General features: G+C 65.4%; 16 protein-coding genes. 8 read left to right on the forward strand and 8 right to left on the reverse strand.

What is annotated here, in order from left to right:
* Positions 1–16 precede the first annotated feature (16 nt).
* From ACP7A3_RS15335 to ACP7A3_RS15345, 3 genes are read right to left on the reverse strand one after another with little or no spacing between them, the layout of a single operon-like run.
* The gene (locus ACP7A3_RS15335) at positions 17–586 is read right to left on the reverse strand and encodes an RNA polymerase sigma factor (protein WP_018251214.1); all 570 of its coding nucleotides are present in this window, start codon (positions 584–586) and stop codon (positions 17–19) included.
* A 10-nt stretch (positions 587–596) separates the two neighbouring features.
* On the reverse strand, positions 597–1,037 hold the full coding sequence (locus ACP7A3_RS15340; RefSeq protein ID WP_017980786.1) for a periplasmic heavy metal sensor: 441 nt from the start codon (positions 1,035–1,037) through the stop codon (positions 597–599).
* Complete coding sequence (locus tag ACP7A3_RS15345; protein WP_020486670.1) at positions 1,034–1,303, reverse strand: hypothetical protein; 270 nt, start codon at positions 1,301–1,303, stop codon at positions 1,034–1,036. Before ACP7A3_RS15345 ends, ACP7A3_RS15340 begins: the two co-directional genes overlap by 4 nt.
* A 127-nt stretch (positions 1,304–1,430) precedes the next feature.
* Here ACP7A3_RS15345 and copC point away from each other — a divergent pair, with 127 nt between their 5' ends.
* The 3 genes from copC to ACP7A3_RS15360 are packed head-to-tail and all read left to right on the forward strand — an operon-like array spanning position 1,431 to position 3,052.
* On the forward strand, positions 1,431–1,799 hold the full coding sequence (gene copC, locus ACP7A3_RS15350) for a copper homeostasis periplasmic binding protein CopC (protein WP_026189136.1): 369 nt from the start codon (positions 1,431–1,433) through the stop codon (positions 1,797–1,799).
* A gap of 4 nt (positions 1,800–1,803) precedes the next feature.
* Positions 1,804–2,730 carry a copper homeostasis membrane protein CopD gene (gene copD / locus ACP7A3_RS15355; RefSeq protein WP_017980789.1) on the forward strand — a complete coding sequence of 309 codons (927 nt, stop codon included), beginning with the start codon at positions 1,804–1,806 and terminating at the stop codon, positions 2,728–2,730.
* 52 nt (positions 2,731–2,782) lie between these two features.
* Positions 2,783–3,052 carry a flagellar biosynthetic protein FliQ gene (locus ACP7A3_RS15360; RefSeq protein ID WP_017980790.1) on the forward strand — a complete coding sequence of 90 codons (270 nt, stop codon included), beginning with the start codon at positions 2,783–2,785 and terminating at the stop codon, positions 3,050–3,052.
* A gap of 45 nt (positions 3,053–3,097) precedes the next feature.
* Here the strand turns inward: ACP7A3_RS15360 and ACP7A3_RS15365 are convergent, their stop codons facing one another.
* The 3 genes from ACP7A3_RS15365 to ACP7A3_RS15375 form a co-directional block, all read right to left on the reverse strand.
* Positions 3,098–3,430, reverse strand: coding sequence for a four-helix bundle copper-binding protein (locus tag ACP7A3_RS15365; RefSeq protein ID WP_017980791.1), 333 nt, complete (start codon positions 3,428–3,430; stop codon positions 3,098–3,100).
* A gap of 89 nt (positions 3,431–3,519) precedes the next feature.
* Positions 3,520–4,398, reverse strand: a complete 879-nt coding sequence (locus ACP7A3_RS15370) for a DUF4396 domain-containing protein (RefSeq protein WP_017980792.1) — start codon at positions 4,396–4,398, stop codon at positions 3,520–3,522.
* Between the two features lie 70 nt (positions 4,399–4,468).
* Positions 4,469–5,782 carry a type II restriction endonuclease gene (locus tag ACP7A3_RS15375; RefSeq protein WP_426256572.1) on the reverse strand — a complete coding sequence of 438 codons (1,314 nt, stop codon included), beginning with the start codon at positions 5,780–5,782 and terminating at the stop codon, positions 4,469–4,471.
* Between the two features lie 331 nt (positions 5,783–6,113).
* Here ACP7A3_RS15375 and ACP7A3_RS15380 point away from each other — a divergent pair, with 331 nt between their 5' ends.
* Complete coding sequence (locus ACP7A3_RS15380; RefSeq protein ID WP_371262954.1) at positions 6,114–8,471, forward strand: heavy metal translocating P-type ATPase; 2,358 nt, start codon at positions 6,114–6,116, stop codon at positions 8,469–8,471.
* The gene (cueR, locus tag ACP7A3_RS15385) at positions 8,468–8,851 is read left to right on the forward strand and encodes a Cu(I)-responsive transcriptional regulator (RefSeq protein WP_017980795.1); all 384 of its coding nucleotides are present in this window, start codon (positions 8,468–8,470) and stop codon (positions 8,849–8,851) included. The genes ACP7A3_RS15380 and cueR overlap by 4 nt, the downstream gene beginning before the upstream one ends.
* Positions 8,852–8,903: 52 nt before the next feature.
* On the opposite strand, the gene ACP7A3_RS15390 is transcribed toward cueR, so the two are convergent.
* Entirely contained in the window at positions 8,904–9,425 is a 522-nt protein-coding gene (locus tag ACP7A3_RS15390) for a DUF6118 family protein (RefSeq protein WP_017980796.1), read from the reverse strand.
* Between the two features lie 212 nt (positions 9,426–9,637).
* Here ACP7A3_RS15390 and ACP7A3_RS15395 point away from each other — a divergent pair, with 212 nt between their 5' ends.
* The gene (locus ACP7A3_RS15395; protein WP_426256573.1) at positions 9,638–10,885 is read left to right on the forward strand and encodes a cytochrome P450; all 1,248 of its coding nucleotides are present in this window, start codon (positions 9,638–9,640) and stop codon (positions 10,883–10,885) included.
* A gap of 73 nt (positions 10,886–10,958) precedes the next feature.
* Here ACP7A3_RS15395 and ACP7A3_RS15400 read toward each other — a convergent pair whose 3' ends face one another.
* The gene (locus ACP7A3_RS15400; RefSeq protein ID WP_063690257.1) at positions 10,959–11,375 is read right to left on the reverse strand and encodes a MerR family transcriptional regulator; all 417 of its coding nucleotides are present in this window, start codon (positions 11,373–11,375) and stop codon (positions 10,959–10,961) included.
* Between the two features lie 62 nt (positions 11,376–11,437).
* Here ACP7A3_RS15400 and ACP7A3_RS15405 point away from each other — a divergent pair, with 62 nt between their 5' ends.
* Positions 11,438–11,854 (forward strand): mercuric transporter MerT family protein, encoded by a 417-nt coding sequence (locus ACP7A3_RS15405; protein ID WP_063690260.1) that lies wholly within the window; start codon positions 11,438–11,440, stop codon positions 11,852–11,854.
* The gene (locus ACP7A3_RS15410; protein ID WP_078462360.1) at positions 11,854–12,075 is read left to right on the forward strand and encodes a GDCCVxC domain-containing (seleno)protein; all 222 of its coding nucleotides are present in this window, start codon (positions 11,854–11,856) and stop codon (positions 12,073–12,075) included. Before ACP7A3_RS15405 ends, ACP7A3_RS15410 begins: the two co-directional genes overlap by 1 nt.
* The last annotated feature ends 205 nt before the right edge of the window (positions 12,076–12,280 follow it).

Here is a 12,280-nt window from a genome sequence, read left to right on the forward strand (position 1 = left end):
CTCAGGGCGCTATCCCTCAGCGCCCGCCCAATCGCTCCAGCAACTTCGATCGCGCGCGATAGAGGCGGGTTTCTACCGCCTTTTCGCTGATCGACAACACTGCCGCGGTTTCAGCCTGGCTCAACCCCTCGATCGTGCGCAGCACCAAGGATTCCTTCAATGCGGTCGGCAAGCCCGCAATGGCGCGCGTCACGCGGTCGAGTTCCTGTCGGTCGCCCGTCGCGTCGTCGATCGCCACCTGGTCGTCTGCAATGGCTTCGGCTTCCGGGCCGATCGGTGCGGCGAACGCCAGAAAGCGCCGCACGGTGCGCTTGCGCCCCCAATCGCGGCACTTGTTGATCGCGATCGTCGATAGCCACGCGCGCATCGATCGATCGCCGTCGTAGCGGGGCAGGGCCTGATGCGCCGCGACGAAGGTCTCCTGCAGAAGGTCCAGCGCCTCGTCGGCCTCGCCGACGCACGCGCGCACCATGCGGAAGATTGACTGCCGATGGCGGCGCATGATCTCGGCGAAGGCGGCTTCGCGCCCGGCGATGCTGAGGGTCGCCAGCTCGCCGTCCGTAAGCGTGGTCCAGTCGAGGCTCACGCGCCGAACCTCAACGTGCGTCGTCGGTGAGCGCCTTCACCACGGCCTGATCGAACTGGCCGGTCTGATTGGGCCGCAAGAGCTGGCGCATGGCGAAGATGTGCGCCAGCGTCGCTTTCTGGAGCTCGCCCATGACGGCGTGGCTCTGGTCGACCGCTGCGGCGACGCGCGGCCCGTTGCCATGCTCGGCCTCGATCGCTTCAGCGAGCCGGGCATTGTTCGCCCGCAATTCCAGCTCGAATGCGCGCCGCTGCACGGCGAAACGCTGCTCCAGCACTTCAAGTCGCGCTTCCTGGTTGGCGTCCAGCGCCAGCTTATGATGCAGCACGTCGTGCAGCTCCGAGCCGGGCTGGGCACGTGGCGGAAGTAGCGCCCGCCCCACGAACACACCGATGATCGCGGCGATGAAGCACGCGACAATGCCAAGCAGAAGGCGGATGCGGCCGCTCATTGCACGCCGACGAGCAGCGTGGAGGGCGCGAGCGGCGACACCGGCCCCAAGGGCGATAGCGAAGCCGCGCTGGCTTCCTTCGCGGGCACACCGGCACCGAAGATGCCCATGACGAGCGCCGCAGCGATCGTCATTGCCCCAACGCCTAAGCCGGCGCGCGCCGCTGGACGTGCGGCGACCCGCGCCAGCACGCGATCTTCCATGCCATCAAGGCTCGCGGGCACGGGTGCTTGCGCCAGCCTCATCAATACTGCGTCGAGGTCCATGTCGTTCACTCCACCCCTCTAGCATGGATTACGCAAGCGACGCGCCCATCCCTCAAATCCATCCGTGAGGGGTGGTCGATCGGGGCGCGTAATGAAGGACAGGAACCCTCCTGTCGAAAGGCCCCCTATGCGCCGCCTATCCGTTCTGACTGCTGCTGCCGCTCTCGTCATGTTCGCCGGAACGGCGAACGCCCATCCTAAGCTGGTGTCGGCATCGCCGGCCGCCAATGCGACGGTCGCGAAGCCCGCTCGTATCGAACTTCGTTTCAGCGAGAAGCTGATGCCAGCCTTCTCCAAGGCCGATCTCACGATGGCAGCGATGCCCGGCATGGCAGCCATGAAGATGGCCAGCGCCTCCGCGCTCTCGTCCGATGGCCGGACCCTCGTCATCACCCCGAAATCGCCGCTCCCATCGGGTCGGTATAGCGTCGCGTGGAATGTCGTCTCGACCGACACCCACAAGGTCGCAGGAACCTACGTCTTCGCGGTGAAGTGAGGCGATGGGGGACTGGTCGCTTATCGGCGTCCGCTTCGCGCTCTACGTGACGCTGGCTGCGCTGTTCGGCCTTGCCGCATTCAGCCTTTATGGGCTGCGGGCGCGCGAGCGCGGCGACGCGCTCGCGCTGCGTCCCTGGTTCATCGCCAGCGCTGGCCTGAGCCTGTTGTTTTCAGGCGCCTGGGTCGTGCTGATGGCCTCCTCAATGGCCGGAACGCCGGCCTGGCCGATCGACCGTGAAGCAGTCGGCGCGCTGCTCACCGGCTCTGCGATCGGAGCAGCATGGAAGCTGCGCATGGTCATGGTGGCCCTCGCGGCGCTGGCAGCGCTGGTCGCGGGCGGGCGCGGCATCTGGCTGAGCATCGTCGCGCTCTGCTCGGCCGTGGCACTCGCAACGCTGGCGTGGACCGGACACGGCGCGATGGACGAAGCCGTGATGGGCTGGGTCCACCTCATCGTCGACATTCTCCATCTGATCGCCTCGGGCGCTTGGGTTGGCGCACTACTGGGGCTGCTCCTGCTCGTCTCCCGACCCGCGGCGCGCGTAGACGCGGCGCATCTGGGGCTGACGCACCGCGCGCTGCACGGGTTCGGCGCGATCGGGACGGTTGTGGTCGGCACGATCCTCGTCACCGGCCTGGTCAACGGCTGGATGCTGGTCGGGATCGGCAACCTCGCCACGCTTCCTGCGACGCTCTATGGTCAGCTCCTGATCGCAAAGCTGGCGCTGTTCGTCGCCATGCTAGGGCTCGCCTCGCTCAACCGCTTCCGGCTCACGCCGGCATTCGAGCGGTCGATCGCAGCGGACGATCACAAGGGCGCCCTCGGCGCGCTGCGGACAAGTCTGGCGATCGAAACCGCCTGTGTCATCGCGGTTCTCGGGCTGATCGCCTGGCTCGGGACGCTCGCGCCGCCTGCATCGGCGATGTGATGCGCGGCCGGGGAGCCCTCGCGGTCCCCGGCCGTTCACGGGGCCGCGCCTGATGGATCAGTCGATCCTGCTCGACGAGACGGGGAGGATGCTGGCCGTGGCCGGCCTGATCTGCGTGGTGCTGCTCGTGCCGATGATGATCGTCGGGCTGATAATCAGCATCATCCAGGCGGCGACGTCGATTAGCGAACAGACGCTGAGCTTCGTGCCTAAGCTGATCGCGCTAGGCGTATGTTTGGTGATTTTCGGGAGCGCAGCGACCGAGCTCCTGACCAAGTTCACGGCCGAGCTGTTCGCTGTGATCGCGAGCATGGGCCGTTGATATGCAGATAGCTGCGCGGGCGGGCGACCGCCCGCGCAAGCCCCGCTATGCCGCCATCCGATCGCAGGAATCGGCGCACTTCCGGCACGCTGCCACGCAATCCTCCATGCCGCCCAGGGCCTCGCAGCTCGCTGCGCAAGCCCGGCAGATCTCGGCACACTCGCGGCAGATATGCTGATGGTGGGCGGACTTGCGCGCCATGAAGTCGATCGCAACCGCGCAAATTTGCGCGCAGTCGGCCATGATCTTCATATGCTCGGGCGCGGCGTGCTGGCCGCCCATTTCGAGGCAATGGTTCATCGCCATGTGAAGACAGGTCACATGGCATTCGTGGCAGGCGTCCATGCACGCCTTCATGCCGGGGTCGATCTGGTGCATCGCATTATCTCCGTATGAGCCCCCGCCTGTTCCTAGATACGCGCGCCGCGCGATCACCCCTTGCCGCGATCTCCGTCGTTCGCGGCAAGTTACATGGCCCACCGACCGAACAGCGTCGCAACGATGATGCCCGCGCCAAGCATGATGAGCGTCAACACTGTCATCGCGGCGATCTGAGGTCCGGTCACGCGCGCGCCGGCCGCCATGCCGCTCATCCCTGCCATTGCGTCGTGTCCCATGTCCGGCATCGGCGTGGCCGATTGCCGGTCCGCGCCGACTTCGTGTCCGCCATGCCCCAGCGCGCGCACCGTGCCCATGCCGTGCTTCAAGCGCACGCCAACCAGCCAAAGGTTGATCGGATAGGCGACTGCGAACCCGACGAGTGTCGCCAGCGACATGACGCCCCAAAAGCGGAGCGAGCTGGCGTGCATCGCGGCCATGTCGCGGCTCATCAACACCACCATCGTCGGGATCATGCCGGCCATGACGGCATTCATCGACAGCCATTCGGGGATGAACGACATGCGAAGCGCGCCCCAATAGGAACCGCCCGCCATGTCGCGCATGAAAAGCGCCTGGAAAATCAGCAGTCCGAACGCGAAGCCGAACACATATTCCGCGATCACGTCCTGCCACATCGGCAGGCCGAGCGCCGTGGTGATCGCGGCTGCGGCGATGACGCCGGTTGCATCGCCCGCCATGCAATGGATGGCCGAGCCGAACGCCTGCTTCCAGAGCGGTCGAACGAAATCCTCGTGCCGCTCGTTCGCCGGCTCCTGGCAGGACAGGACATAGGCCGCGGCCATGATCGGGCCACCATAGAGCGTGACCAACAGCCACCCCCATTTCATCACGCGCAGCTCGGGGTTGCGGGTGAAGGCATCCCACGCGACGTAAGCGACCGAAAGGGCGGTCAGCACGAACCACCCGATCAGCACGGCGTCGAGCCAGGGGGCCGGGGATGGCATCGTCACGGCAGCACTCCTCTACATGCTAGAGGATACGCGGCTCTCCGGATCATCCCTTGCGCGGAGCGGGCTAGGCGAGCTTGCTGGAAACGGCCTTGATCGCTTTCAGTCCCGATCCGAACCGCGCGATGGCCTCCCGGTTCTTCTCCAGCTCGCCATAGGGCAGGTAGGATATGTCGAGGTCGGCTACGCGGCTGAACGCGGGCCGCTGCAACTGCGCGCGAACGTCCGTCTCGCGCGCGTCGGGCGCGACAAGGAACAGCCCCGCGGTCGCGTGAAGGTCGCCACCGCTCAAGGCCAGGTCGAGCATCCTGACGATGCCCGAATAGATCGAGGTCGAATGCTCCACCTCGAACGCCGCGGCGACATGATCGCCGGCCTTCTCAAGCCACAGCACGTCGATCAGCCGGATCGAGTCAGCGCCCTTCGACGTCGCGATCGTGTCGGGCAGGCGCTCAAGGCATCCTGCGCCCAAGGGTGATCCGTCGAAGGCGCGGCTGCGGTCGTTCGCGGCGATCCATACGTCATAGCCGAGCGCCAACCCTAGATCGCGAAGCCATGCCTGGATTTCGGTATGGGTGCGCTCGTTCTCGCCCTCGCGCTGAGCGGCCTTGCTGAGCGTGCGCGCTTCCTCGCGCGCCGCCTCAAGCCGCTGCCCCCAGCTCGCCAGCGTCGCGCCGCTCACGTCGAGGGGCGGAGCCGGATAGCGATCGGAGCCGATGTCGAACAACAGACCGCCGATCGCGCCTAAATCATTCGATAGCAGCTCGCGGAAGCGGTCGTTGAGATCGAGGATGCCGGTCCGCATCGCCAGAAAATGCTCCCAGCTCCCGAGCTTCACATTCGCCCCCGTCAGCGCGTTGTAGCCCTTAACGATTGCGGTGTTGAAGGGCGGCACCAGCGTCGGGTGAAGGAAGTAGAGGAGGTTGGCGACCGCCGGACCCAGCCCCTTGATCTTCAAACGGTCGATCGCGTGGATATGGCTGATGATCTCCTCGGCCGTGTCGCAACAGGAACAGGCGTCGAGCAAGCGGCCGAACGCGCGCTGATTGTCGGGGCTCTCGTAAATGTCGGGGATGCGGAGCTTCGGCTTCCAGATGTACGCATGGTCCGCGCCCTTGAAGATTTGCCGCTGCTCGGCGACGGAATGGACGACGGTTTCGAGCGACGATCCGCGGTAGGCGACGCCGAACGTGCCGCGCTCGATCTCGCCGACAACCTGGGTGATGCCGCGCCGGATTGATCGGAAGTTCTTCAACCGCTCGTCCCAAAGAAACCAGCTCCGATAGGTCGCGCCCTGATCGTCACGCCAGCGGGCAATTAAGCGGCGCACCAGGCCGTCATGGTCGGTGCCAGTAGAAAGACTGTCGATCTGCGCTGCCATATGTCCCCGATTGCCCCCGGCCCGCGTTTGGCGAGCTAGTAATAGACCTAAGCTGCGGCCCTTATGGCGTCGAGGGTGTAGAGCTGGCCCCCGCAATATGAGGGCAACGCCGCTCCCGCGCGTAGATTCAACATACACGCCAGCGGTGCCGACAGGGCCTTGACCCTAACACGGTGTCATACCCTACATGCTCTCGGGTCGAAGGAGTCTTGCCATGAACGACCCTCATTCCCATTCCCAAGCCGGGGGTTGCGGCTGTTCGAAGCCTGCGCCTGAATCGGTCTCCACGCCCTCATCCTGTTGCGGGGGCGGCTCGGCCGCTCCCGCAAAGATCGAGCACGAACATCATCACACCGAAGCGGGCGGCTGCTGCTCGGGCAGTAAGGACAACGATGCCGCAGCAGCAGTGATCGACGCGGTGTGCGGCATGACGGTCGATCCCGCAAAAACGACACACCATGCCGAGCACGCTGGTCATGCCTATCATTTCTGTAGCGCAGGGTGCCGGAGCAAGTTTGTCGCCAATCCTGACGCCTATCTGAGCGATAAGCCGAAACCGGAGCCGATGGCGACGCCGGGGGCGATGTGGACGTGCCCGATGCACCCGCAAATTCGCCAGGAAGGGCCGGGAACTTGCCCAATCTGCGGCATGGCGCTCGAACCCGAAGAACCGTCGCTCGACGATACTCCCAACCCTGAGCTGGTCGACTTCACGCGCCGACTGTGGGTGGCGGGCGCGCTCACGATCCCGCTGCTCGTCGTCTCGATGTTCGCGGAAATGTTAGGCCTGCATGTGGTTAGCCCTGCGGCCTCGCCTTGGGTCCAGCTCGCACTCACCGCGCCGATCGTGCTGTGGGCGGGCTGGCCGTTTTTCGAGCGGGGGTGGACATCGCTTCGTACCCGCCATCTCAATATGTTCACACTGATCGCGATCGGCGTAGGTGCCGCCTTCCTCTATAGCGTGGTCGCGACGCTCGCGCCGGGCATCTTCCCAGCGACCTTCCGCACGCATGGGAGCATGGTTCCCGTCTATTACGAGGCGGCCGGCGTCGTGGTGACACTGGTGCTGCTCGGGCAAGTGCTCGAACTGCGCGCTAGGGCGGCGACAGGGCGCGCGATCCGCGCTCTCATGGATCTCGCCCCCAAGACGGCGCGACGCTTGCAGCCTGACGGTTCTGAAGAAGAAGTCGGGCTTGCCGACGTGGCAACCGGTGACCGGCTGCGGGTCCGCCCCGGTGAAGCCATCCCGGTCGATGGCGTCGTGGTCGAGGGTCGTTCGTCGGTCGACGAAGCCATGCTCACCGGCGAACCCGCGCCGGTCCTCAAGGAAGTCGAGGCGATCGTTACCGGGGGCACCGTCAACGGGACGGGCAGCCTGGTGATGGAAGCCCGCGCGGTTGGTTCGGACACGATGCTCGCGCGTATCGTCCGCATGGTCGCGGAAGCGCAGCGAAGCCGCGCCCCGATACAGGCGGTCGCCGATCGGGTTTCAGGATGGTTCGTGCCGCTCGTCGTGCTGATCTCGATTGCGACCTTCATCACTTGGTCGCTGGTCGGCCCTGAGCCGCGCATGGGCCATGCCCTGCTTAACGCCATCGCAGTGCTGGTGATCGCCTGCCCGTGCGCGCTCGGGCTCGCCACGCCCATGTCGATCATGGTCGGCACGGGACGCGGCGCTCAGGCCGGCGTGCTGGTGAAGAACGCGGAAGCCTTACAGGGGCTGGAAAAGGTCGATACCCTTGTCATCGACAAGACGGGTACGCTCACGGAAGGCAAGCCCAAGCTGATCGCGGTCGAGACGGTCAGCGCGGTCGGAGAGAACGACATGCTCGCGCTTGCCGCGGCCGTCGAAGGCCAATCCGAACATCCGCTCGCGCACGCAATCGTCGTTGCCGCCAAAGAACGAGGATTGCAGCTCGGCACAGTCGCGGACTTTGCCTCGCAAACCGGGCTGGGTGTCAGCGCCACGGTGGGCGGCCGCTCGGTCGTGATTGGTAATGCGGTGCAAATGAGCCGGATCGGCGCTGATCTCAAGCCGGTCGACGCCGCGGCCGATCGTCACCGTGGCGAAGGCGCGGGCATCATCCTCGTCGCGATCGACGGGGCGCTCGCCGGTCTGCTCGCAGTCGCCGATCCGGTGCGCGCATCGGCGCGCGACGCTATTGCCGCGCTTCGCAAGGAGGGCCTGCGGGTCGTCATGCTCACCGGCGACAATCGTGGGACGGCCGATGCTGTCGCGCGCGCCGTGGGCGGTCTTGATGACGTGCGCGCCGATCTGCTGCCGGAAGACAAGGCGCGTATCATCGGCGAGCTGAAAGCGAGCGGCGCAAGGGTCGCAATGGCGGGCGATGGGATCAACGACGCCCCGGCGCTCGCCGCCGCGGATGTCGGCTTGGCGATGGGAACGGGAACAGACGTGGCGATCGAAAGCGCCGGCATGACGCTCACGCGCGGCGATCTCTCGGCGATCGTGCGCGCCCGCAAGCTCGCTCGCGCGACGATGCGAAATATCCGCCAAAACCTGTTCTTCTCGTTCTTGTTCAACGGAATCGGCGTGCCGGTTGCGGCCGGCGTGCTTTACCCGGTTGCCGGTATCCTGCTGTCGCCGATGCTGGCCGGTGCAGCGATGGCGCTCTCGTCCTTCACCGTGGTCCTGAACGCACTGCGGCTCAACGCGGTAAAGCTGTGAACATCGGAGCGGCGTCGGACGCCAGCGGCGTCTCCCAACGCATGATCCGCCACTATGAAAAGATTGGTTTGGTGCCCGCGCCGCCACGGCGCGGGAACTACCGGGACTACGCCGACGCTGACGTTCATCGGCTGCGATTTATCGCCAACGCGCGCGACCTGGGGTTCCCGATCGAGGAAATCCGCACGCTGCTGGGGCTGTGGTCGGATCGCGATCGGTCGAGCGCGGAAGTGAAGACGCTGGCGGAAGCCCGCGCTGCCGAACTGGGCCGCAAGGTCCGCGTCTTGGACGCCATGCGCCGCTCGCTTACCGGGCTCGCCCAAGCCTGTCATGGCGATGATCGGCCTGATTGTCCGATCATCGAACGCTTGGCTGAATAACTTGCGCGGCTAACTTTTACTCCACTTGAGCGTGATCGTGCGTCGCACCGTTTCACGCGTTTCGCGCTGCGGCTTTGCCGCACCCCTCGATCGCCGCGCGGTTGGCCGTCACGATCCTGTCGGCCCCGACGATGGCGCGGAACGCGGTGGGACTGGCGCTCTGGATCATACGCTGCCCGGCTTCCCAGCGGGGCAAGTCGAGCGTCCGCGCCGCCATGCGCTCGGGCCATTGCCAGCTCGCCGGTGCGATCTCGCGCGCGACCAGGCCCGGCACGATCGCCCATGCGAGGATGCCGGCCGCCACCCCACCCAGGGCAAACCATAGCTGCCGATTCTTCTGGTCGGCGCGTGTCCATGCGGACCCGGCGATGGCGCGAAGATCGGCCATGATGCGGGCCTTGTCCTCGCCCGCCTTGGCGAGCGCCGCCTGATCCTCGCGCCGGGCGGCGCTGCCCGCCGCGGCGATGCGCTGCGCCATCTGCTCCGGCGTCATCGCCAGCGCCGGGGCCGCTTTCAGGAATTGGCCGATGCGCGCGACGTTCTCGCCTGCCGTGTTCACGTTCTGCTGGAGCACGCCAAGCGTCTCGGTATGGTCGGGTATGTCGATCGCCGCGCTCGGCCGCCAAGCCCTCCACGGCGCAGCGCCAGCTCGCCGCGCATGGCCTCGAACGCCTCGGCCGCGCCTGCTCCGCCCTGATCGTCCTCGTTCGTCACCTGTCGTGAGCCTGCAACCCGTGATATTCCTCCGAGTTAATCAAAGGAGACCCAACAATCACCGGACCGGTCATGCCTAAGACACCACACACGAAAGGCCCGGACGAAACCCTTTCTCTCCTCGCCGATCCCTATCGGTTCATCTCCAGGCAGTGCCAGCGCCTAGGCGCAAACGCTTTTGAATCCCGTTTCCTGCTGAAAAAGACCAACTGCCTTAAGGGGGCCAAGGCCGCCGAAATCTTCTACGATACGACCCGCTTCGAGCGCGAAGGTGCCATGCCGGTCGCTATTCAGAAGACACTGCTGGGCCAAGGCGGCGTTCAGGGTCTGGACGGCGAGACCCATCGGCACCGCAAGCAGATGTTCATGGGCCTGATGACACCAGAGCGCGTGCGGGCGCTGGCGCAATTGTTCGAGGCCGAGTGGCGCAGGGCGGTGCCGGGCTGGACGCGCAAAGGAGAGATCGTCTTCTATGACGAGTTGCATGAGCCGCTGACGCGAGCGGTATGCGCTTGGGCGGGAGTTCCTCTTCCGGACGATGAAGCCGGCAACCGCGCGGGCGAGCTGCGGGCGCTGTTCGACGCCGCCGGCTCGGCGAGCCCAAGGCATCTTTGGTCACGGCTGGCCCGTCGTCGCGTCGACGCATGGGCGAAGCGGATCATTGAAGGCATTCGGGCCGGGAGCATCGGCTCGGGCTCGGGGACCGCGGCTTACGCGATAGCCTGGCATCGCGACCGGCACGACGATCTTCTTTCGCCGCACGTCGCAGCGGTCGAACTGGTAAATGTCCTTCGCCCGACCGTCGCGATCGCAGTATACATCACCTTCGTCGCCCACGCGCTGCAAACCTGTTCAGGGATAAGGGCGGCCTTGGCTCAGGAGCCGGACTATGCCGAGCTCTTCGTCCAGGAGGTCCGCCGATTCTATCCCTTCTTTCCCGCTGTGGTGGCGCGCGCGCGCCAAGATTACGAGTGGGAGGGGATGGCCTTTCCGGAAGGGCGTCAAGTGATGCTGGACCTTTATGGGAGCAATCACGACGCAGCGACCTGGGCCGACCCCCAGGAGTTTCGCCCTGAGCGTTTCAGGGCTTGGGACGAAGACTCCTTCAACTTCATTCCGCAGGGCGGCGGCGATCACTATCTCGGCCATCGCTGTCCCGGCGAATGGATCGTCCTCGCGATCATGAAGGTGGCGGCACACCTCCTCGTCAACGCGATGCGCTATGACGTACCGGACCAGGACCTGAGCATCGATTTCGCCAGGCTGCCAGCGCTTCCGAAAAGCGGCTTCGTGATGCGCAGCGTCCACATGGGTGGCTAGCGCCGCGTGCCGTGGTGATGGTGATCGGCTCCGTCATCGACCGTTTGCGCGGAACCGGCGCGCGATGCGACATCTACCCAGACGAAGGTTGGTCCAGCAAGTCGATCACGGCGCAACTCGCCGCCCCGTCGCCTTCGCAACGGTCGATGGTCGCAGCCAGCAGGCTTTCTAGTTGCGCCAGATCCTCCATCTTAGCGCGCACACGCTCTAGATGGTGAGCCGCGATCTCGCGGACCTCACTGCATGACGCCTGCGCAGAACCGCCAAGAGACAGGATCGCGCGCACCTCGGCCGGGGAGAAGCCGAGTTCGCGCGCGCGACGGACGAACCCAAGTGCGCGGACGTGACCGGTCCCATATACCCGCCGCCCGCCGCTTGTGCGGGGTGGCGTTGCGAGAACACCAACGCGCTCGAAGTACCGGATCGTCTCGATATTCACGCCAGTCCGGCGAGACAGCTCGCCGATCGCAATGCTTTCCTCAACGCGCATATACCGCTTGCTCCTGTAGTCACTACAGGATGCATAACGGGCTAACCCGCTAGAGGCGATAGATGAACCAAGAGAGCATCCCGCGTGAAACCCTAAGCGCACCAACGTCACGACGTCGCGCCGACACGGGGCTATCCGCCCTCGGCGCGCTTGCGAGCTTAGCCGCTGTTCTAGCTGCGGCGTCATGCTGCGTCCTGCCCCTCGCACTCGCGGCGCTCGGCCTGGGGGCGGGCCTGTCCAGCAACTTCGCCGCGCTGATGCCACTAAGGTGGCCGCTAACGGCGACCTCGCTCATCGGCTTGGCTGCTGGGTGGTGGGCCTACGCGCAGCGTCGGAGGTCCTGTGCTGGGGACCGGTCCTGCACAATGCCGCTGCCCTCGCGCGCGACACCTATCCTGCTCGCGATTGGAACGGTTCTGACGCTTATCGCGTTCGCCTGGGACCTCCTAGAAGCGCCGCTGATGAACGCGCTTTCCTGATGCAGCTCACCTCAACCCTGACCTGTCCCAAATGCGGCGGGGTGGCCACCGAAAGGATGCCCACCAACGCCTGCCAGTTTTTCTATGATTGCCGGCATTGCGCGGTGGTGCTGCGGCCCTTGGCCGGCGACTGCTGCGTGTTCTGCTCATTTGGCGATGTCCCATGCCCTCCAATCCAGGAGGCGAAAGCAAACGGGACTGTGACGGGCTGCTGCGGGTGAGGCGATAGCTTCACGTTCCTTCGTGAACTGGGGTCCTGCTCGCCCAAGGTCGCGCAAGCGGAAGTTGCCTACTTCGGTCTTATTCGACCGGTTCTGACCTGCCTCAACTGCTCATTTTCGAGAGGGCATTTGAACAGGATAGCATTTCGGGCGCTTAAAAAGCCCTTGCTCCTCCAGTGGCTGGAGCATGTAACCGCAATTTGCT

Source organism: Sphingomonas sp. DC5200-1, from assembly GCF_049897245.1.
Taxonomy (GTDB): Bacteria; Pseudomonadota; Alphaproteobacteria; order Sphingomonadales; family Sphingomonadaceae; genus Sphingomonas; species Sphingomonas aquatilis.